This is a genomic window from Pedobacter frigidisoli, assembly GCF_032678525.1.
In the GTDB taxonomy this organism is placed as follows: Bacteria; Bacteroidota; Bacteroidia; order Sphingobacteriales; family Sphingobacteriaceae; genus Pedobacter; species Pedobacter frigidisoli_A.
In genome coordinates, this window is the sequence record NZ_JAVTSE010000005.1 from 305,150 (window position 1) to 326,142 (window position 20,993).

At 43.4% G+C, this 20,993-nt stretch carries 15 protein-coding genes and 2 tRNA genes; 4 read left to right on the top strand and 13 right to left on the bottom strand.

Annotated features, from left to right (window positions below; genetic code table 11):
• Window positions 1-40: 40 nt before the first annotated feature.
• The 5 genes from R2Q80_RS15850 to R2Q80_RS15870 all read right to left on the bottom strand — a co-directional run bounded on the left by R2Q80_RS15850 (window position 41) and on the right by R2Q80_RS15870 (window position 7,205).
• Window positions 41-1,045, bottom strand: coding sequence for a metallophosphoesterase (locus R2Q80_RS15850; protein ID WP_316800537.1), 1,005 nt, complete (start codon window positions 1,043-1,045; stop codon window positions 41-43).
• A 1-nt stretch (window position 1,046) separates the two neighbouring features.
• Window positions 1,047-2,564, bottom strand: coding sequence for a RagB/SusD family nutrient uptake outer membrane protein (locus tag R2Q80_RS15855; protein ID WP_316800538.1), 1,518 nt, complete (start codon window positions 2,562-2,564; stop codon window positions 1,047-1,049).
• Window positions 2,565-2,584: 20 nt separating this feature from the next.
• A complete protein-coding gene (locus tag R2Q80_RS15860; RefSeq protein WP_316800539.1) occupies window positions 2,585-5,524 on the bottom strand; it encodes a SusC/RagA family TonB-linked outer membrane protein in 2,940 nt (979 codons plus the stop codon).
• 75 nt (window positions 5,525-5,599) lie between these two features.
• Window positions 5,600-6,616 carry a FecR family protein gene (locus tag R2Q80_RS15865; protein ID WP_316800540.1) on the bottom strand — a complete coding sequence of 339 codons (1,017 nt, stop codon included), beginning with the start codon at window positions 6,614-6,616 and terminating at the stop codon, window positions 5,600-5,602.
• 58 nt (window positions 6,617-6,674) lie between these two features.
• Window positions 6,675-7,205 (bottom strand): RNA polymerase sigma factor, encoded by a 531-nt coding sequence (locus tag R2Q80_RS15870; protein ID WP_316800541.1) that lies wholly within the window; start codon window positions 7,203-7,205, stop codon window positions 6,675-6,677.
• Between the two features lie 484 nt (window positions 7,206-7,689).
• On the opposite strand from R2Q80_RS15870, the gene R2Q80_RS15875 reads away from it, so the two are divergent.
• The 4 genes from R2Q80_RS15875 to R2Q80_RS15890 all read left to right on the top strand — a co-directional run bounded on the left by R2Q80_RS15875 (window position 7,690) and on the right by R2Q80_RS15890 (window position 11,973).
• Window positions 7,690-8,034, top strand: coding sequence for a hypothetical protein (locus R2Q80_RS15875; protein ID WP_156166775.1), 345 nt, complete (start codon window positions 7,690-7,692; stop codon window positions 8,032-8,034).
• A gap of 110 nt (window positions 8,035-8,144) precedes the next feature.
• The gene (locus R2Q80_RS15880) at window positions 8,145-9,149 is read left to right on the top strand and encodes an ABC transporter transmembrane domain-containing protein (RefSeq protein ID WP_316800542.1); all 1,005 of its coding nucleotides are present in this window, start codon (window positions 8,145-8,147) and stop codon (window positions 9,147-9,149) included.
• Window positions 9,142-10,503, top strand: coding sequence for an HlyD family secretion protein (locus tag R2Q80_RS15885; protein ID WP_047800657.1), 1,362 nt, complete (start codon window positions 9,142-9,144; stop codon window positions 10,501-10,503). Before R2Q80_RS15880 ends, R2Q80_RS15885 begins: the two co-directional genes overlap by 8 nt.
• 15 nt (window positions 10,504-10,518) lie before the next feature.
• Entirely contained in the window at window positions 10,519-11,973 is a 1,455-nt protein-coding gene (locus R2Q80_RS15890; RefSeq protein ID WP_316800543.1) for a TolC family protein, read from the top strand.
• A 57-nt stretch (window positions 11,974-12,030) separates the two neighbouring features.
• On the opposite strand, the gene R2Q80_RS15895 is transcribed toward R2Q80_RS15890, so the two are convergent.
• From R2Q80_RS15895 to kdpB, 8 genes are all read right to left on the bottom strand, one after another.
• The gene (locus tag R2Q80_RS15895) at window positions 12,031-13,449 is read right to left on the bottom strand and encodes a hypothetical protein (RefSeq protein WP_316800544.1); all 1,419 of its coding nucleotides are present in this window, start codon (window positions 13,447-13,449) and stop codon (window positions 12,031-12,033) included.
• A 297-nt stretch (window positions 13,450-13,746) separates the two neighbouring features.
• Window positions 13,747-13,831 (bottom strand) — tRNA-Leu (locus R2Q80_RS15900).
• A 67-nt stretch (window positions 13,832-13,898) separates the two neighbouring features.
• Window positions 13,899-13,971 (bottom strand) — tRNA-Gly (locus R2Q80_RS15905).
• Between the two features lie 241 nt (window positions 13,972-14,212).
• Complete coding sequence (locus R2Q80_RS15910) at window positions 14,213-15,961, bottom strand: ATP-binding protein (protein WP_316800545.1); 1,749 nt, start codon at window positions 15,959-15,961, stop codon at window positions 14,213-14,215.
• Window positions 15,962-15,993: 32 nt separating this feature from the next.
• Entirely contained in the window at window positions 15,994-17,124 is a 1,131-nt protein-coding gene (locus tag R2Q80_RS15915; RefSeq protein ID WP_316800546.1) for a sensor protein KdpD, read from the bottom strand.
• A 66-nt stretch (window positions 17,125-17,190) separates the two neighbouring features.
• Window positions 17,191-18,261, bottom strand: coding sequence for a porin (locus tag R2Q80_RS15920; protein WP_316800547.1), 1,071 nt, complete (start codon window positions 18,259-18,261; stop codon window positions 17,191-17,193).
• 121 nt (window positions 18,262-18,382) lie between these two features.
• The gene (kdpC, locus tag R2Q80_RS15925; RefSeq protein ID WP_316800548.1) at window positions 18,383-18,943 is read right to left on the bottom strand and encodes a potassium-transporting ATPase subunit KdpC; all 561 of its coding nucleotides are present in this window, start codon (window positions 18,941-18,943) and stop codon (window positions 18,383-18,385) included.
• A 20-nt stretch (window positions 18,944-18,963) separates the two neighbouring features.
• Window positions 18,964-20,991, bottom strand: a complete 2,028-nt coding sequence (gene kdpB, locus R2Q80_RS15930; RefSeq protein WP_316800549.1) for a potassium-transporting ATPase subunit KdpB — start codon at window positions 20,989-20,991, stop codon at window positions 18,964-18,966.
• Window positions 20,992-20,993 lie beyond the last annotated feature (2 nt).

Sequence of the window (20,993 nt, forward strand, 5' to 3'; positions counted from 1 at the left end):
AAAATGGTGTGCGGAAATCCGCACACCATCCTCTCCAAAATTATGCTTTCCGCAGGGTGGTTTCGTAAATGTTCTTTCCGGTATGATCGATAATCTTGGCGTTTAACCGGTTTTTATCGACAGAAAAGTACATAAATCCGTACTCAGACGCTTCGAATTTACTGTATGCGATACCAGAAGTTACCGGCGTAACTTCTGAACCGGCCCCAGATATAAACTGGTGCGTAACACCCGGTGTTGTGAGATGCTGCAATGAATGATCATGACCTGACAGGTAAACATCAACCTTGTTCTTTTCAAAAATATCAGCAAGAACCTTTCTTACTGCCAGGGTATCGTAGTTTTTAATCCTTGGCCCTACGGTGTAAATAGGGTGATGCCCAATGACCATTTTCCATTTTACGCTGGCATCTGCCTTCTTCAAGGTTTCATCCAGCCATTGAAGTTGCTTTTCAGGATGCTGGTCTTTTACCCAGGGGGCATATTGCTCACTCTGGTGAAATTCGGGAATAAGCGGGCATGTATCAATGAATACCATCAGCATTTTATCACCATTTTTTAAGGATACTTCCTTTGAGTAGTATCTCGATGGCATTTTCCACCGCCTGCTGATTTTACTGTAACGGACCTGTGCATCGGGATCGGAGATATAATCGTGGTTACCCAAAATCGGATACCAGTCCCACTGGAGGGAAAAGTCGGTGTAGATGTTCTCGAATGAATAATGCCACAGCGGATCGTGCTCACTGGTTACCCCTTTGGGATAAAAGTTATCGCCGAGAGAAAGGATAAAGTCGTTTGGGTTTTCGGTTGCCCACTTGCCCATCTGCTTAGCTACATGCAGTTGGTGATCGGCGCCTACACGGCCCCAATCGCCCACCGCCAGAAAATGCGTAGCGTAATCGTCATTAAGTTCGCTTCGAGGCGCTATATCCTCACTATCGAGATGGGTTGCCGGCGTTTCAGCAAGGCTTTGCAAAGGAGCAAGCACGCTTGCTCCTATTGCTGTAAAAGTGGTGGTTTTAACAAAGTCTCTTCTCTTCATATTAATAGCCTGTATTTTGTTTCAGGTTTTTGTTTAGTACCAGTTCTGTAGCAGGTATCGGGAATATATCGCGTGCAGCACCTTCATTTCCCGCCTTAAAGCCCCATTTACCCTGGTATTTACCAAAGCGGATCAGGTCGTTTCTGCGCCAGCCTTCCCACGCCAGCTCCCTGCCGCGTTCTTCTAAAATACCATCGAGCGTTATGGTGGTTACCAGTGGTGCCTTAACCCTTGTCCTTACCCTGTTTACCAGGCTTACGGCATCGGTTACTGATCCTCCGGTTCGCAATAAAGCTTCTGCTTTCAGCAAATATACATCTGCCAATCTAAAAATCGGCATATCATTGTTCTGAAAACGCGTACTGCTGTTGGTATTCGGATCGGGATAAAATTTGATTGACCTCACCCCTCTCGATACACCACCTACCTCGGCACCTACGTCCATCGTTTCGGTATTCGTAAGCACAATTTCGGGTGTAAAATCCAGCTGCGCAGAACCGTTCAGAATTGGGGTGGTACCATCAGCTAAAAACTGTTTACCCGCCAGCCAGGTAGTATTACGCACATCTCCGGTTAAATTAAAGGTATCGTAAAATTCCTTTAACGTACATTGTGCATTACTCGGACTAAAAGGAAGATTGTATTTAGCCCTTAAGGTACTGTGCAAGGTATAACGGGTAATGGCATTTCCTGCCGAGTAATTCGCATCGTAAATAGCGGCAAAAATGGTTTCGGAATTTGCGGCATTGGTTGGTGAGAACAAGGTATTGTAATCGCTTACCAGTGCCATTGAAGAAGCCATTATCTTATCAGCACAGGTAATAGATTCGGCATACATGGCCTTGCCGATGTATTGCTGGGCGTTCATGTATAATTTCTGTAATAAAGCATAAGCCATCCACTTGGTCGGGCGACCGTAATATTCTGTGGTCACCGTTGCAGGTGCAGACAACCCTTCAGAAATTGCCAGCAGTTCTTTTTCAATGTAGCTAAAAACTTCGGCTCTTGTTGATTGCTTCGGACTTTCATTGGTACCAAAAGTAGTAATGGGCACATTGCCGAACATATCCATGATGTAGAAATAATAGAGTGCACGCATTGCCCTGATTTCATTTAAAAACTGGGTTTTCGTAGAACTGTTCGGCGATTTATCCAGGATATCCAACACCCTGTTGCAATCGCTGATGCCTGCATATCCCCATTGCCATGCTGTAAGGACAATCGGATGATCGGGCAGCCAGTTGTGTTTGTGCAGAGTTTGATATCTCCCCTGGTCATAATATCCGCCATTTCGCGCGGTAATTATGGCTTCTTCGCTCGTTAACTCATACATCCGCCAGATATCTACCCCGAAACCAGAGTTAAATTTCTGGTAAACGGTTCCCGTTGCGGCCACAAAGGCATCTGGTGTAACGGGGAAGTTTTCACTGGTCAACTGCGATTCTACGTCAACATCCAGTTTGGTACAGCTTCCAAGCGATAGGGCCACAAGGGCTGCTGCTGCTAAATATTTTTTCATTGTATATCTTTTTAAGATGATTATAGGTTGAAGTTTAATCCGAAAATCGCCGAACGGGTTTTAGGATAGAAGTTACGGTAATCGATACCCGGCGTTTGTCCGGACATATTAATCTCAGGATCTACACCTTTATATTTGGTAATGATAAACAGGTTATTGCCCGAAGCATATACACGCAGGCTGGTTTTGCCTTTAAATTTAAAGGTATAACCCAGGGTTGCATTATCTAAGCGCAAATAAGAACCGCTTTCCAGATAACGGTCTGATACGAACTGCGCTTTATCATCGTTGATATTTTCAGTAAGTGTTTCTTTTGCGATATTGGTTTGCAGTGCATATATAGGGGCATTCATATCGGCTAAGGTTGCGTTCAGGATTTTGTTGCCGTAAACACCACGGATGAAGAAATTAAAATCGAACTGTTTGTACCTGAAAGTATTGTTCCATCCGTACAGTAATTTTGGCTGGGCCGATCCGGTTACCGTAAAGTTTTCGAAACCTGTATTGGCAGTTGAGGCATTGCCGTTTTTATCATAGAACATCGATTTGCCGTTAGCATCTTTACCTGCATATCTCAAGGTATAGAAAGTTCCCAGCGGCAAGCCTTCCTTAATTACCTGATAGCCCAAAGCACCCGATTGGCCCCTTCCCCCTACGTTTGCCGTATAAAATTCGTTCGCCTGAAACAGTTCGTTGGAAATAGAAGTAATCTCGTTTTTATTATGCGAAAGGTTAATGGCTGTATTCCAGCTGAAGCGATCGGTTTTAATTGGCGTGGTATTTAAACTAAACTCTATCCCCTTGTTGGTCATGGCACCAACATTAGCAGTAAGTACATTGAAAGGGTATTGTGTAGTCGACACGGAGTATGGCGCAATTAAATCTGTTGTCTTCTTGTTATACACATCAATTGATCCTGAAAGTTTGTTGTTGAACAGGCTGAAGTCTAAACCAATGTTAGCCGTTGCTGTACGTTCCCATTTCAGGTTTGGATTATCGTTCTGAATGGGCCCAACCGCGGTTAACCATTTACCATTTGAGTAAAAGTATGACCCGCTTTGCGCACCATAAACCAACCGGGCAGTATAGGCGTCAAAACCTACCGAATTACCCGAAACGCCATAACCGGCACGTAGTTTAAGGTTACTTACGAAAGATACATTTTCCATAAAATCTTCGCGGTCGATGTTCCACCCTGCTGATACCGACGGGAACATTCCCCACCTATTGTTGATACCAAAGGCCGATGAACCATCTCGGCGGATGGTGGCCTGCAACAGGTATTTTCCATCATAATCATAAATGGCTCTTCCGTAAAAGGAAATCAGGCGAAGCGTAGAAATATAAGTAGCACCGTAATTCACCACAGTCGATCCGTTTCCGTTACTTAAACCCAGGTTGTTCCACAACAGGTCGTCAGATACGAAATTCTGTGCCGAGGTTTGAAAGCCATCGCCATTTCTATTTTGTTGAAAGGAATAACCCGCCAGTAATTTCAATCCATGCTTGCCAAAGGTTTTATCGTAATTAAAATAAGCCTCGAATACCTTCTGCGTATTTTTTACCGACGAGCGTTCTGCATAACCGTTAAAACCCTGCTTTAGCATCGAAGCCCTGTTGTTGTACAGGTTTTCGGTAATCTGCTCATTTTGTACCGAAACCATGGCGTTGAAATCAAGTCCGCTTAAAATATTGGCCTTTACATTTCCGTTGATCAGATAAAGGTTTGTTTTGCCCTGATAGGTATTGTTTTCTAAGAGCGCTACGGGATTATAATAACCACCGGTTCCTGTGGTACGTGAAGGGTCTTCAGAAAAAGAGCCATCGGCTTTTCTTACCCCAACCGTTGGCAGGTAGGTAAACATATTGTTGTACACCTGACTGGCAATTCTGTCGTTCGTGGTATTGCTGTTGGTGAGGTTGAGGTTTATTTTCAAACGGTTATTCAGCAGCCTTTGTTCCATATTGGCCCTTGCGATGAAGCGCTCCATACCGGAGGTTTTAATAATCCCCTGGTTGTCAAAATAGTTTAAGCTTGCACCATAGGATGAATTTTCGCCACCGCCATTAAAATTCAGGTTGTGGTTATGCGAAATACCTGTGCGTGTTACTTCCTTTAACCAGTCGGTATTACTGCCGTCATCACTTATGGCATCGAGTTTTTTATTGTTGGCAGCAAGGTACGCTCGCAATTCATCACCACTGGCCATGGGTACGCTGTTCGAGATGGTTTCGGCAGCGGCATAAGCATTGTACGATAACTTGCCCAGCCCTTTACCGGCATTTTTGGTGTTGACCATTATTACACCGTTCGCCGCTCTCGAACCATAAATTGCCGTAGAGGAAGCATCCTTTAGAACTTCCATGCTGATGATATCATCAGGCGCAACAAGGTCGATCGAGGCACCGGGAACACCGTCTATTACATAAAAGGGTTCCTGTGCACCTTCCCTGAAACTTGATGGGCCACGCAGGATAACAGCGGGCTTTTCATTAGGGTTACCACTTCTGGTAATATTTAATCCCGCTACCTTACCTTGAAGCAACTGGCCGGGAGAGGCGATTACACCAGTGTTGAATTCATCGGGTCTTACCGAAGTAACGGCACCGGTGATCTGGCTCCGGGTGCTCTTACCATAACCTATAACCACTTCCTGCAGGTTATTGCTTTGTTCTTTCAGTTTCAAACTCAAGGCTATCTGCTTGCCTGCGGCAATGGTATAACCGGAAAGTGTGTCGCTTTGATAGCCAATTGAACTGAAAATGAAACGATAAGGGCCACCGGCGGCCAGATTTGAGAAGCTGAACAAGCCAACCCCTGATGAGGTGGTAACTACCGATTTCCGGGTGCTTTCGTTTTCGGCTTTTACCGTAACACCGGGAAGTCCTTGTCCTGAAACATCGAGGACAATGCCTTGTACCGGCACATCCTGTGCCATAACCGGACTAACCCACGCCATTATGCCTATGCATAACAAGCGCTTTAAGGTTTGTGATTTTTTTGAATACATGATAATTTGGGGATGCTGATTGGTTTATTGTTTTGTTTTTTCGATGTTGAACTCGATTTCATTTATTTTGGTAACTGTCATGTTGTTAATGAGGCAGATTAAACGGATTACGTCTTCGGCTTTTTCTTTGCTAACATCAATTTTGCCGGTATAGGTAATTTTATTGATCTCTTTCTGATCGACTGTGATGTGTACCTGGTAGGTTTCCTGTAGCAATCCGATCACTTTAGCCAGCGGAATATTTTTCATGGTGATTATATCACCGTTCCTTTGTAGCAAGGTAGTATTTGCGAGTGTTGGTGTAACCCGGCTGATCAGTTTAACTATCGCTGTAGCCGGATTATAAAGCAATGTTGTACCGGCTTTTGAAATATAGGTTGGCGATCGTTTTAGGCTGGTGTTGGCGACTACAATTCGCCCCGTGTGGAGTTTAACAGAGACGCGCTTATGTAACAGACCTGTATTGATGGTGAACGAGGTTCCGAGGGCAGTCGTTTTTAACCCGCCTGCAAATACACTAAAAGGTCGGGTCTTATCATGTGCTACTTTGAATGTTGCCTTTCCTTTTAAATACACGTTTCTTAATGTTTTACTAAATGCCTTTTCAAATTTGATACTGGATTTTGGATAAACGGTTACTACAGATGAATCCGGTAGCTGGTAGCTGATGGATTCATGACCAGCATTAACTATCTTTTTCCAGATGGATTTTGGAGCTGTATGGTATTGTGCTAATTGAGGTTGCGACGAAGGTAGAACGGTATTGATCTTCGCGTTGCCAAAATAGAATACTATCCCCGCCACGAGCACAATGACTGCTGCCGAGGCATACTTTGTAATGCGCAGGATTTTTAATTTCCGCAACTGCTTTTGAACATCATTCTCTGCAATGGCCCGGAAAATAAACTGACGCATTTCTTCAGTTTTCCCTTTAGGCAGATCATCGTCGGCAGGGAAACCCTCCCATTCCCGGTCGCTAAAATTCTGTTCAACAAGTTTCTTTCTGCCAGATTCGGTATGGCGCACATTTGTCGGCTTCATACAGGTATTACGTATGCCAGCAAGCTAGCCCCTACGGCTTAACAATTATTTAATGTGGTTACATCAAAATAGTGAACATATAACTTTTAAGGCGCGATAGGACCTTTCCTATATGTCCTTCAACGGTTTTAGTTGAAATACCCAGCATTTCGGCAATCTCTGCATAAGAGAGTCCGTTTTGCCTGCTGAGGTTGAAAACCATTTTGCGCATGGGTGGCATCGATTCAATTTCCCGTTCGAAGTGTTTAAGCATATCGCGGCTTTCGATCATTGCCATTAAATTATCGGTAAAGGGTGACTGGGAGGAGCCACTATTGTATTTTAAACGGGTAGCTTCCTTCCTCAATTCGTCGATCATCACCTGCCGTGCCATCCCAAAAAGTTGAATATTCAGGGCGGTATCTTCATTTAAGGTTTTGCGTTTCTCCCATAACCTGATAAAACAAAGTTGAACCACTTCGGTGGCAATGTATTCCGATTGTGTTTTTTTGAAGATAAACTGGTAAATCTGCTTATGATAAAGTGAATAAGCATGATTGAATGCCGTCAAATCATCAGCCATTATACCGGGTACTATTTCCTTATCCATTCAGCCGACAAAATTATCGGCTTTAACTACGGGGACCTTTAAATTAGTATTATGAAAATGTAAAGCTTTGGTTTCGAAGAAACATGATCATCGATCTGATGCTTGTTACAAGTAAATAAAAAAGGATAGCTATTCTCATAACTATCCTTTTAATTTAAAGCTTTCAGCCGAACAGGATTAAACAAGGTGGAATCATATTCTAACGGTAACCAAGGTTTCTCAGCTACCGCCACCTAAAAAATTAATCTCTTAAAGTGAAAGATCAATTGATAGTATAACCACAAATTGTTGAAAGTGTTTTGAATGATTTAACACAACGGCATTATTTTAGGTCGTCACATTTGGGCGCTCTAATCCCGTTCTAATGTTAGTATAACATTGATATTACACGAATCAATCTACCAATGAATTTGACTTTTGTATGAGCAAAAAATCCTGATCAGGCTGTTTTCTGGAAAAGGTTAAAACTATATTTGTAAACAGGATGATGAGGTTATTGAGAAACAAGTTATTGAGGAGTATTTTTGGCTTTGCCCTATTAGCGGTATTGGCGATCAAATTCTGCTCTTATTCCATTGCTTGTTTTTCTTCATCAGCCAATGCCTATTCGATTGAGAAAAGCGCTGAAGAAAATAAAGATAAAGAAGAAGAAGCTTTTGAGAAAGCCAAGAAGAAGATGCTTTTATACGAGGCATCCCTGATGGTTTTCGAACAAACTTTATCAGTAAATGATCAGCCTGAACGTATGGTTCCCTATCGTTTAAGAATTGGCCTCCCACCCCTTAAGGTTGTTCCTACCCCGCCCCCCGACTCCATTTCGAAAGTATAATCCGGTTTCGGCCAGATACCCTCAATTGCAAATGTCTGATATCTCGATGTCTTAAAGATTTAGCTATCGGAAACCATTAGTTTATCTATTCTTATTATTAAAAAATACAAATGAAGAATCATCATGTTGCCGGTGCATTAACACCCTGGCAAAGACTGGTACGCCTGCTTCATTACGAACGGGGAACCATTAATTACATATATGTATATGCCGTATTGATTGGTTTAATCGGACTTTCACTCCCGCTGGGAACGAGTGCGGTTTTCAATTTACTATCCAACGGTGCAATGTACAGTTCCACTTACATCCTGATAGCCGTTATTCTGGTGGGTATAGTTGTGGGCGGAGTGCTGCTGATTGGCCAGTTTACGCTGGTAGAATTTCTGGAGCAAAAGATATTTGCCAAGGCGGCCATTGAATTTGCCTACCGGCTGCCCCGCATTAAAAAGAAAGCTTTGGAAGGCGAAAACCCTGCGGAACTAGTTAACCGCTTTTTTGATATATTAACCATTCAAAAAGGCTTAACCAAATTATTGGTTGATATTGTGGCAGCTGCTGTACTCATCTTTTTTAGCGTGATTCTCCTGTCTTTTTATCATCCGGTATTCATGGCCTTTGGACTTTTTGTGTTGGCTGCCATCATTCTGATCCTGGTTTTGTACTATCGACGTGCGATTGAAACCAGTATTGAAGAATCAGGCTATAAATATGAGGTTGTGGCCTACCTGGAAGATGTGGCTGCAGATCTGGATACTTACCGTGAGAGTGAGAGCAAACGAAAAGAAATCATTAGCCGTACAGATGCCATTACATCAAATTATATTCAGGCAAGAAACGATCACTTTGGTATCCTTAAAAGATTTTTTTATAGTGCTGTTGCCATGCGCACAACCCTGATGGGCGCCTTACTCTTAATGGGTTCTTACTTTGTTGTGGAACGCGAAATGACTTTCGGTCAGTTTGTAGCAGCAGAAGTGATTATTGTACAAATCAGTTATGCCATTGAGAAGCTAATGACCAATTTAAATACGGTGTTTGATATGATTACGGGAAGTGAGAAACTGGCCGTTGTTACTGACCTTGAGTTAGAGGAAGGAGAACAGCACCATGGGTAAAACAAGTTTAGTAACGGCTCCGATCCAAAATTGGGAGGAACTTGGTACCAGGGCGAGCAGCAAAATTTTAGATGCGCAAGGGCCAAAACGTTTGGGTAGAATCCTGCTCTTTATTTTCGGATTTTTTGTTCTGCTGCTGTTTCTACCTTACCGCCAAACCATTCCGGGTCGGGGAACAGTGACGGCTTTACGTCCTGAAGACCGTCCACAAACCGTGCAAAACCAGATCGGCGGGCGCATTGAGCACTGGGCTGTACGCGAAGGACAGGAAGTGAAAAAAGGCGATACCATTCTGGTTATCTCTGAAACAACCCAGTCTTACTTTGATCCCGAACTTCCCGCACGTTTAAATGAACAGCTCGATGCAAAACGCGGTAGCGAAACCGCAGCGGTTCAAAAGATCGATGCAACCAAAGCGCAGATGAGGGCGATGAACGATGGTTTACACTACCAGATGAAAGCGGCAGAAAACAAAGTGCTGCAGGCAAAAAATTACGTGAGCATTGATAGCGCTGATTTATTGGCTGTACAGAAGTTTTATGAAACTACCAAAGCCCGTTTGGAACGTTATGAAACTGGTTATAAAAATGGGTTATTCTCATTAACCGACATTGAAACACGTCGTTTAAAATTACAGGAAGACAATGCAAAGGTGATTAGTCAGCGCAATAAACTGGATAATTCTCAACAGAATTTATACAATGCAACCATTGAACTCGACAACATCAGAGCCAAGTATCAGGAATCGATATCTAAGGCGCAGTCAGACATGAGCACGGCAGTTTCCAGTCGCGCCAGTGCACAGGGCGACATAGCGAAATTACGAAATGACATCTCTAATCTGAATGTCCGCCGCGGTTTGTACGTGGTAAGGGCCCCGCAAAGTGGATATGTGGTTAAAACTTTAAAAGCTGGTATTGGAGAAAACATAAAGGAAGGTGAATCAGTAGCTACCCTTCAACCTAAAACACCATTGGTTGCTGCCGAGCTGTATGTTAGTGCTATGGACGTGCCATTGATCCTTGATACCAGCGATGTGCGTTTGCAGTTTGAGGGATGGCCATCAGTGCAGTTTTCAGGTTGGCCCTCGGTTGCTGTGGGTACATTTGCCGGAAAAGTATTCTCTATTGACCGGGTAAGTAGTACCGGCGGAAAATACCGTGTTTTAATCAGTCAGACTAATCCGGTTCCCGAAAACGATGAGCCATGGCCACCACAGCTCCGTCAGGGATCGGGTGTTTACGGGCGTATTATATTAAGGTCCGTTCCACTTTGGTACGAAATCTGGCGGCAGTTAAATGGATTTCCACCCAGTTTAGACAAAGAACCTGCACCAATTAAAGACAAAATATAACGGGGAGGTAATCAGATGCATATAAAAGTAAAGCCGCTTTTCCTCTTGATGATGTTATTTGCGGTATTGAGGGCTAATGCGCAGAACAGTACACAGCAAAAACCAGATACGGCAAAAGTCTTTTCGTCCGATGATTTGCAGATGATGGTTTTCAAGTACCATCCCATGATCAAACAGGCTGCATTGCTGAGCGAATCGGCAAGGGCTGTTGTATTGCAATCGCTAGGTTATTTCGACCCGGCGCTTAAAGCTGGTTTCGACAGGAAACTTTTTGGTAATACCACTTATTACAACAAGTGGACCAGTGAACTTAAAATCCCATTATGGTTGGCCGGTGCCGATTTAAAAGTCGGTTATGACCGTAACGTTGGCACCTACGTAAACCCCGAAAGCCGTACCAACAACGAGGGCTTAACGGCCGTTGGCATTAGTATACCTCTTGGACAAGGTTTGATTATCGATGCCCGACGGAATACTTTACGCCAGGCGAAAATTATGGTTCAGTATGCTGAAGCAGATAGATTAAAGGAAATCAATACCGCATGGTATGGTATTGCCAAAGACTACTGGGCATGGTACTATGCTTACAGGCAGCATGTGCTCGTGACCGAAGGACTTGATCTCGCGCAGCGCAGGTTTGAGGCATTGAGCCGTCAAACCTTGCTGGGAGACAAACCCAGTATCGACTCGGTAGAGGCTTATATTACCGTTCAGGAACGGCAGATACAGAAGGCAAAAACGGCCATCGAGCTGCAGAATGCAAAGCTGATTCTGTCCAACCACTTATGGAGTGAAGAAGGTAGCCCTTTAGAGCTTCCTGAAGATGCTGTGCCGCAGGCCATGCCTACAGATTTTGTAAAACCCAATCCGCAATTGTTGGATACGTTAATCGGTCAGGCAGCCGACCGCCATCCTGAACTGTTAAAACTGCGCAGCAAAGGTGCGCAGCTGGCCATAGAAAAAACCTATCGCCAGGAAATGCTCAAACCCAAGCTTAACCTCATGGGAAATCTCATTTCAGGCAGAACCGGTTTTAACAGTGATATTCCCGGTTATTACGATTTCAACTGGAGCAATTACAAGATAGGCGTAGAATTTTCGTTCCCTTTGTTTCTGCGTAGCGAAAGGGGAAAACTCCGTGAGGTAAAAATCAAGCAGCTGGAAAACGACCTCGATTTGCAGCAATCGGGAAGAACCATCAGAAATGGTGTAATGGCTGCTTATAACGACTTGAATGCTTACTCAGCACAGCTCACCGTGCAGATTAAGAGTGTAGAAAACCAGCAGAAACTTGTTACTGGCGAAAATCAGAAATTTAGTTTGGGGGAAAGCACCCTGTTCCTGATCAATAGCAGGGAATCAAAACTGATAGACATGAAGATTAAACAAGAGAGCATGGTCGCAAGCTATCAGAAAACACTTGCAGAGTTGTTTTACAAGGCCGGTACACGGCAGGGCTTCGGGGGTTAGGATGATATAGGAGGCTGCCACGCCTTTACATAGTAAACGGTAGCAGCCTCTTTTTTTCTACAATTCAATCACTTTAATTGATGAAGCCTTATCGTTGAATTTAGAAACATAAGAACTACCGGCAGTGAGCGTTGTACTGCTGCCGGTAAAGTTATCGCCATCATACATGATTACTTTAACACCGAATCCAAAGGAAACTGAAGAGACATCATTATCTCTGATTCCTAAAGCCAGCAAGTTAGCGGTAGTATATTCTCCGGGAGGAAGTGAGACCCCGTAACCCCCATAATTTGCATTTTGATAAAACTTAGCTGACTTGTCTAAACCAATCTGTGGAGTTCCTCCCAAAAAATCAAAATGATAGGATTGAACAACTACGCTGCCGTTTTTCAACAATAATTTTGCCTCCAATTCATAAGATTCATTGTTTTTGTAATACAGCTCATTTAAAGGGATTGTTCCGGAAATCGTATTGCCGGCACCTGGGCTAAAGCGCCAGGCAACCGCATTATAGTTGGTATTGCTGCCAAATCCTTCACCATTTGCATCAGGATCCATATAAAACAAAATATCGCTAACATCTTTATTACTTGTAAAGGTTCCGCTTAAATTGATGGCTTGAGCAGTGCTATTGTAAGCGGCGCTCAAACTGATACCTGCAGTTGCACTTTCATAGGCCGCACCAGACGGTATAGTGTTCTGAAAAACCTCGTTCTGGTTTAATATTGCAGCATCAACTTCGGATAAGAACGTAGGCTGGCCCTTGCTGAAACTGACATTCCCAGAGCCCATTAATGACGTACCCAAAGATGGTTCTTCAGATGCATATTTAGCATGATTATGTGGCAGGTTTAATCCATGGCCCAATTCATGCAGCATTCCGCCGATATAATTGGAACTGGCGTTAGGGATTTTATCAACTGTCATATTTGCGTTGTCGAGTGCAAAACAGTTTTTTCCTGAACCATAAAACGGCTGCCCACCGCCATCAGTTCGTTCAGGAAGCAAAATCAGCGTATGTGAAGAAGCTGAAAATTCTGCTGGATGAGCAGCTTTATAAGTATTAATTTCAGCTAATATCTTACTACCCGAACCGTATGGGTAATCGGATTGCGGCCCGGCAGCAGGAATTTCGACGAACCTGACCAAACCTGTTGAATCTACCTTTGAAAGTCCGAGGTATTTATCATATCCATAGCGTAACATTTCGGTATGTAACCAGCTTTGAAAATGGACAAACAGGGATGTTAATCTGGTTTTGTAATCAGGCAGTGCAGGATTATCGGTTGGCACGAACATTACAATGTTCAGATTTTTAGGATTTGTAACAAAGCTTGATGTCGTCCTTGAAGTAATTTCAGATTTTGCCTGTAGTTTTGGTAGTTCTTCTGTTACTACTGTTGCTTTTTTGCATGAGAGATAGGGTAAAATAATTAAGGCTGCTGGTATCAAAGCTACTAATGTCCTTTTTTTCATGTTTTTCATACTTTTAATTTCTAAAGTTGGTTGACTGATTTCATTATAAAATAATGCGCGGTAGTACGCATTGTTCAAAATTGAAATTTGTAGCAGAAAAAAAAGGGTGAAAATTCTAACGAAAAAGGTATAAAATCCTATTTATTATCCAATAATTGATTTTCTTTAGCGTATTTTGATATTGTATCCGATGTTTTTACAATAGATAACTGGTGAATAGAAGACCATCAGTGTCACGAAAATCCATAACAAAAAAAAAATCCCCTCATAAATGAAGGGATTATAACTCGATTTGCGTACTCAGAGCGGGAATCGAACCCGCACGCCTGTTAAGGGCACAGGATTTTAAGTCCTGCGTGTCTACCAGTTCCACCATCTGAGCATTTGGTTATTTCCGAAACCGGAGGCCAAACTTAAAAATAAATGCCTCCTGGTAGGAAGGCATTTAGAGCGAAAGACGAGATTCGAACTCGCGACCCCGACCTTGGCAAGGTCGTGCTCTACCAACTGAGCTACTTTCGCATGATTAACACAATCGCTGTGTTCCCTTCGGGGTTGCAAATATAGGAATATAAATTTCTCTTACGCAAATAATTTTTAAAATATTTTTAAGCGATTTTTTCAGCCCTTATTAAAACACAAACCACCAGTTTATAACCCGCTGGAAATCTATAATTTGCAATACAAACCTGTTTTAAACAGCAATGCGTCGTGTGTTTTGATGCTTCTACAAGCCACGAATCAACAAAATTTTCAAATCATCTTAAGCCAGCGGGAGCGTAAACAAAAACAAACTTCCCTCTCCTATTGCACTTTCAACCCAGATCTTCCCCTTTTCAGCTTCAATAAAATCTTTCGAAATTGCCAATCCCAATCCCGAACCTGATTTATTCTGACCATCGGTAGGCACTTGAAAATACCTTTCGAAGAGTCTTTTCTGATATTTCTCATCAATACCTTTCCCAAAATCGCGCACCGAAAATTGAATTGATGAAGACAGCCGAACCACATCGAGTACTACTTTCGATTTTTCGGAGCTGTAACGAAGCGCATTCGAAAGGAAATTCACCAACACCCAGGCTGTTTTCTGGATATCTGCATTTACTTCAGGTAACTGCTGATCACAGTTGACTTCCAGCGTAATGTTTTTTTGCTCCGCCTGAAAGCGCACTGCATCCAGTGCATAACTTACGATTGCAAAGGGCTTCACCTGCGCAAAATTAAGTTTAAGATTTCCGGTCTCCGCCTGCGAAAGATCCAGTAGTTCACTTGTAATCTTAAGCAACCTGTCAGAATCCTCGCTGATGTGATGTATCAATTCTTTCTGCTCCGGATTCATTCCACCCACCCGAACATCATCCAGCAGTTTAAGACTCATTTTAATGGAAGAGAGCGGTGTTTTCAGTTCATGTGATACCGTTGCAATAAAATGGGTCCTGGCCTCATCCAGTTCCTTAAATTGGGTAATATTTTTCAGTACATACACACTTCCTGCCGATCTTGAAGATTCAATCAGCGTATCTTCCTGCCCCGCCTCAAAATTCGGAATCACAATTTCCCGGTTTTCCAGCTGGAAATAGGACTCTTTGTCGTCGGCATAAATTTTCAGTGGTTTACGGTCCGGGTCGGGCGCCAATATGCGTTTAAGGAGTTCGCTTTTCTTCACCAGATCATTTACATTCTGGCCAATAGCGCTTTTCTCATCCACATTGATTAGTTTAGAGGCAAGTGCATTCATGAACAACACCTCACCTTTTTCATTCAAACCAATAATCGCATCCTGCATCTGGGCAATGATCGCTTCTATGCGGAGCTTTTCGCTCTTTAACTTTGAAAGATTACTGTTCTCCCATTCGTTAAGCTTGGCAGCCATACTGTTGAAAGATATCGCAAGCGCACTAAATTCGTCATCGTTGTCGAAATGAAGCCGCTGTTTATAGTTTTTATTGGCAATCTGTCTGATGGCCGCGCTAAACTCTGCCAGTGGATTGGCTACAAAACCCGGAAAGTTTATAATAAAGGTAAAGAGAATTAAAAAACAGGTTGTTGCCGATAGGGCAATATAGAGGTTAGCCCTACCCGATGTTTCGTTTGCCCGCTCATTTTTATTGAAAATTGCTTTCATATTGAGCGTTTCAACTTTTTGCAAGGCCATCCGTAAACCTTTAAGATAAAATAACCGATCACTGTCTGTGAGCGATTCCGCCAGTCTTTTGTAGCTAAGCTCAAGTTCCTTAACGGCATCCGCTTCACCAGGCTCTGTAATATTTGCGCCTTCGAGAATCAGGCTTGCTTCAAACTTATCTTTTGCAGTTCTTGTTAATGGAATGCTATTTTCATCCAGTACCGAACGCATGGCTGCTACATATTTCAGGCTCTCATAATTGTCTTTCAAAATCACTTTCGATTTGTCAGAAAGCTCATTAAGAAAGAACAATGCGATCAGTCCGAAGGAAAGAACAATCAGGAAAAGGAAGCCGAAGCCAAGGCGCAGTTTTGTTTTTATTTTCATGTTGGCTGTTATTTTAAAACTCGTATGCGAACTTAAGAAAGTATCACCAGATCAATATCTTTTGAAGCGAGGTTTTTAAGCAGTCCGTTAAAAATAGCTGTCCTTAAAATCACCTGAAAAATATTCAGATGTGGTTTTCCTATGCAAATCGTGGTGACTTCCTTTTGTGATGCCGTATCGATGATGGTTTGGGTAATGTGATTGCTTTTTATCTTAACAAGTTCGGCACCTAATTCGGTGGCTAGCTTGAAGTGGTTAATGAGATGGCGTTGTTTATCCAGCTTAATGCGTTCCATACTTTCGCTGTCACTTTGCACATACAACACCATCCAGGGCGAACGATAGTACGATGCGAGCCTGGCCGTTTTACGGATTACCACCCCCGCTGTTTCCGGATTGGATGAAATACAGGCAAGAAACTTTTCTGGCCGCAACTTGATGGACTTTGGAATCTCACTCAGTATCTTTCGTTCCACCTGATGCACGACTTCTTTCAGCGCCAGTTCGCGCAGCTGGAGAATTTTATCCGACTGAAAAAAGTTCCCCAATGCCCTTTCAATTTTGCTCTGATCGTAAATTTTACCTTCCTTTAAACGGGTGATCAGTTCATCCGCCGTAAGGTCAATGTTGACAATTTCGTCCGCGGCTTCCAAAATCTTGTCTGGTATGCGTTCGGTAGCCGCGATACCTGTGATGGCTTGTACCTCTTCATTGATGCTTTCAAGATGCTGGATGTTAACAGCGGAGATGACACTGATGCCTGCTTCGAGAAGGTCTAAAACATCCTGCCAGCGTTTGCCATTTTTACTACCTTCTGCATTCGTATGCGCAAGTTCGTCGACAATGACCACTTCAGGATGGCGGTTCAGGATCGCTTTGAGGTCCATCTCTTCGATCTCTTTACCCCTGTAGTAAATACTTTTCCTTGGAACAAGGGGAATGGTATTTAAAAGCGCATGTGTTTCGGCACGGTTGTGTGTTTCGACGTAACCAATACAAATATCTACGCCGTTGCGCAGGAGCGCCTGGCTCTCCTGCAACATGCGGTACGTTTTACCTACACCAGCGCTCATACCGATATAGATCTTCAGCTTACCCCTTCTCGATTTCTTGATAAGCTCCAGAAAATGCCTGACGGATGTTTCTTTATTTTCTTCTTCCATTGCAATTCCATCCTTTAAAATCAATAACGCCCGGGATAAAATACCCGGGCGATGTAATGTGTTTAATTAAAATGAGACAGCAATACTGGCAGTAAGCGTAGTGTTGGCATTTACAGCCCCGGTATTTCTGATGAATATTTTGTCTTCGCTGTCGTAGGTTTTTCCTTCTAAACGTAGAACTGCATTTGATACCGGCGAATAGTCGATATTGAGCGAATAGCCTTTCGTTTTAAAACCATTTTGAGTTCCGGTGGCGATGAAAATACCATTCTGATCTTCATAATACTCAAACCGTCCGGCAAGCGCCCATTTAGGGGCAAATTTATATTGCATAATAGCCACCGGCGACAGCACTTTGTTTTTGCTAGTACTGCCTTTCGATACCTGTTGGGTACCATAATCAAATCCCAGCGTTACACCAAACTGGTCTGTTACCTGCAATATGCCATAAACGTTATGGTAAAAACGGTTCACCCTTACCGAGTCGGCACCTTCCGTGCCGATATAATTGCTATAATTTAAGGTAACGGCTGAAGTAGGTTTCCAGGTAAGCTGCACACCACCAGCAGGTTTGTCGTTTCCATTCTGTCTGGTAATTCTCTGCCATCCGTTAAGATAAAATCCCGCAACTGTGAACTTGCCATCTGCTGTACCGTAGGTAATTTTTGCTCCCGACTCGTAATACGGGGTATTTTCCGAAGAAATATTTCTCGTAAGTACCCAGCAGTCTTTTGAAACGGCACTTTCAAAACCAATGTGGGAGGAAAAAATACCGGCATCAATCCAAAGGTTTTGCGTTTTGGAAAGTTTTACTCCAGCATTGGCCTCAAATATATTTTTTAATACACCGGGTTCTGCGGCAAGATTGGCATTAGCATAGGTTCCGGCCATTACAGCCAGGTTTGCACGGATGTTGCCGTTATCATATGCCGCCTTGATCATCCCTAAATTCAAGTTCATTTCATTTGCGCGGTTATGCGAATAAATGAACGCCGGGCGGTTATGATCTGCGGGTTGATTAAAGTCGTAACCATAATAAGCTTCCAGATAGCCAGAAATTTTGATTTTTGATTCTTCCTGTGCTTTTGTTAAAAAACCGGCGGTTAAGGCTGCGGCTAACAATAATATTTTTTTCATATCGTAATCTTCATTCAGGCAGGGCTTAGCCTGCTTACATTGTTTGTTGTTAATTATTCACCTCGTGGCTGCCCGTCCCTTTGTTGTGGCAAACGCGCATAAACGGGCAGCTAAAAGGCATTTAAAGTTTGTCCAGGTCCAGGTTAAGTTTAAGTACATTTACTGATGAGGGACCAAAAAGGCCTAGAAAAGGTTTCAGCGTATTCATGGCTACCAGGTCTTTCACTTTTTGCTCATCTACGTTTCTGGCTTTTGCTACCCTGGCCACCTGAATGGCTGCCCCTTGCTCGGAGATATTTGGATCAAGCCCGCTACCAGAGGCCGTTACCATATCCGCGGGAATATCCGATGTTTTAATCCCCGGATTATATTTAATCAGCGTATCAATCCTCGCCTGTACTTCTTTCAGATAATCGGGATTTGATGGCCCCTTATTTGACCCTGCCGAACCTGCGGCATTGTAAGCTACAGCCGAAGGCCTGCCCCAGAAATATTCCGGACGGCTAAAGGATTGGCCAAGCAGTGCATAGCCAACGGTTTTACCATTTCTGATTATTTTTTCACCACCGCCGTTGCCTTTAGCCATTTTACCGATAAAAGCTACACTGATGGGGTAAACGATGCATAACAGTACCAGTAGTACTACTGTTAAACGGATGGATTGAATGATGTACTTTTTCATTTTTATATTTTTTAAAAGCCTTAAACAAAAAGGCCAACCAATAAATCAATTAATTTAATGCCGATAAAGGGTGCTACAACACCTCCAATTCCGTAAATAAACAGGTTTCTACGCAAAAGTGCTGTTGCACCTATTGGCTTGTATGCTACTCCTTTCAGCGCCAGCGGAATCAGGATCGGAATAATAATCGCGTTAAATATCACGGCCGAAAGTATTGCAGATTCAGGGCTGTTCAGTCCCATAATGTTCAGGCTTTGAAGCGCCGGGATAGAAGCAATGAATAAGGCCGGAACAATGGCGAAATATTTTGCCACATCATTGGCTATTGAAAAGGTAGTTAACGTACCACGCGTAATCAGTAGCTGTTTTCCAATTTCCACAATTTCAATCAGTTTGGTTGGGTCGTTATCGAGATCAACCATATTCCCTGCTTCTTTTGCAGCCTGTGTACCGCTGTTCATGGCTACCCCAACATCTGCCTGGGCCAATGCAGGCGCGTCATTGGTGCCATCGCCCATCATCGCCACCAGTTTTCCAAGTGCCTGCTCATCTTTGATGTAGTTCATCTTATCCTCTGGTTTAGCTTCAGCAATGAAATCATCAACACCAGCTTTCTCCGCAATGTATCTTGCGGTGAGGGGATTGTCTCCGGTAACCATCACTGTTTTTACGCCCATTTTTCTCAGGCGTTCAAAACGTTCACTAATTCCCGGTTTGATGATGTCCTGAAGTTCAATTACACCCATTGCTTTTTCGTTTTCAGCAACCACCAGCGGCGTCCCCCCATTGGTAGCGATGGCTTTTACGTGATTTTCGATATCCGATGGAAATATATTTCCAGCCTTCTCTACAATATTGCGGATAGAATCGAAAGCGCCTTTTCTGATGCGTCTGCCCTCGGCCGTATCCAGTCCGCTCGACCGCGTTTCTGCAGTAAACTTGATAAAGGCCGACCCTGTTGGTGTGTCCATAACTTTAAAACCCTGTTCGCCTGCAAGTTCGATAATTGATTTCCCCTCAGGCGTTTCATCGGCCAGCGAGCTTAAAATACAGGCATCTGCGAACGTTTTGGGGTCCACACCTTCTGTAGGATAAAAATTGGTTGCCTTCCGGTTGCCGATGGTGATGGTACCGGTTTTATCCAGTAAAAGCACATCTATATCGCCTGCAGTCTCTACCGCTTTGCCCGATTTGGTGATCACATTGGCCCGTAATGCCCTATCCATACCAGCAATACCAATTGCCGAAAGCAAGCCTCCAATGGTCGTCGGAATCAGGCATACAAACAGGGAAATCAATGCAGCAATGGTGATCGGTGTATTGGCGTAATCAGCAAAAGGCTTCAGCGTGACGCAAACGATAATAAACACTAATGTAAAACTGGCAAGTAGTATCGTTAAAGCAATCTCATTTGGCGTTTTCTGACGTGAAGCACCTTCCACCAATGCAATCATTTTGTCTAAAAAGCTCTCGCCCGGAGCGGTGCTTACCTGAACTTTAATCTCATCGGATAACACTTTGGTACCGCCCGTTACCGATGATTTATCGCCTCCTGACTCCCTGATTACAGGAGCAGATTCTCCTGTAATGGCCGATTCATCGATCGTGGCAATACCTTCGATAATCTCACCATCGGTAGGGATCGTATCACCCGCTTCACAAACAAACACATCGCCTTTCTGCAACTGGTTAGATGAACGGATTTCGATTTTTCCTCCGGTTAGCAGTACTTTAGCCGGTGTTTCCTCTCTGGTTTTACGCAAACTATCGGCCTGTGCCTTGCCCCGGGCTTCTGCTATTGCTTCGGCGAAGTTTGCAAACAGTACGGTAAGCAGCAGGATCAAAAAGATGAAGAAGTTGTATATCGGAGCACCCTGTCCGGTATGGCTCACCGAATATATGGTAACATAAGCCATTACCAGGGTACCGATTTCCACCGTGAACATCACCGGGTTGCGAACCATCACCCTTGGATCTAGCTTGATGAATGACTGTTTTAGTGCGGTCTGTACTAAGGCAGGCTCGAACAATTTATTATTGGGTTTCATTG

Coding starts and splice junctions, on each gene's coding strand:
- R2Q80_RS15850 (WP_316800537.1), bottom strand. CDS start 1,045: ATGAAGAGAAGAGACTTTGTTAAAACCACCACTTTTACAGCAATAGGA.
- R2Q80_RS15855 (WP_316800538.1), bottom strand. CDS start 2,564: ATGAAAAAATATTTAGCAGCAGCAGCCCTTGTGGCCCTATCGCTTGGA.
- R2Q80_RS15860 (WP_316800539.1), bottom strand. CDS start 5,524: ATGGCGTGGGTTAGTCCGGTTATGGCACAGGATGTGCCGGTACAAGGC.
- R2Q80_RS15865 (WP_316800540.1), bottom strand. CDS start 6,616: ATGAAGCCGACAAATGTGCGCCATACCGAATCTGGCAGAAAGAAACTT.
- R2Q80_RS15870 (WP_316800541.1), bottom strand. CDS start 7,205: ATGGATAAGGAAATAGTACCCGGTATAATGGCTGATGATTTGACGGCA.
- R2Q80_RS15875 (WP_156166775.1), top strand. CDS start 7,690: ATGATGAGGTTATTGAGAAACAAGTTATTGAGGAGTATTTTTGGCTTT.
- R2Q80_RS15880 (WP_316800542.1), top strand. CDS start 8,145: ATGAAGAATCATCATGTTGCCGGTGCATTAACACCCTGGCAAAGACTG.
- R2Q80_RS15885 (WP_047800657.1), top strand. CDS start 9,142: ATGGGTAAAACAAGTTTAGTAACGGCTCCGATCCAAAATTGGGAGGAA.
- R2Q80_RS15890 (WP_316800543.1), top strand. CDS start 10,519: ATGCATATAAAAGTAAAGCCGCTTTTCCTCTTGATGATGTTATTTGCG.
- R2Q80_RS15895 (WP_316800544.1), bottom strand. CDS start 13,449: ATGAAAAAAAGGACATTAGTAGCTTTGATACCAGCAGCCTTAATTATT.
- R2Q80_RS15910 (WP_316800545.1), bottom strand. CDS start 15,961: ATGAAAATAAAAACAAAACTGCGCCTTGGCTTCGGCTTCCTTTTCCTG.
- R2Q80_RS15915 (WP_316800546.1), bottom strand. CDS start 17,124: ATGGAAGAAGAAAATAAAGAAACATCCGTCAGGCATTTTCTGGAGCTT.
- R2Q80_RS15920 (WP_316800547.1), bottom strand. CDS start 18,261: ATGAAAAAAATATTATTGTTAGCCGCAGCCTTAACCGCCGGTTTTTTA.
- kdpC (WP_316800548.1), bottom strand. CDS start 18,943: ATGAAAAAGTACATCATTCAATCCATCCGTTTAACAGTAGTACTACTG.
- kdpB (WP_316800549.1), bottom strand. CDS start 20,991: ATGAAACCCAATAATAAATTGTTCGAGCCTGCCTTAGTACAGACCGCA.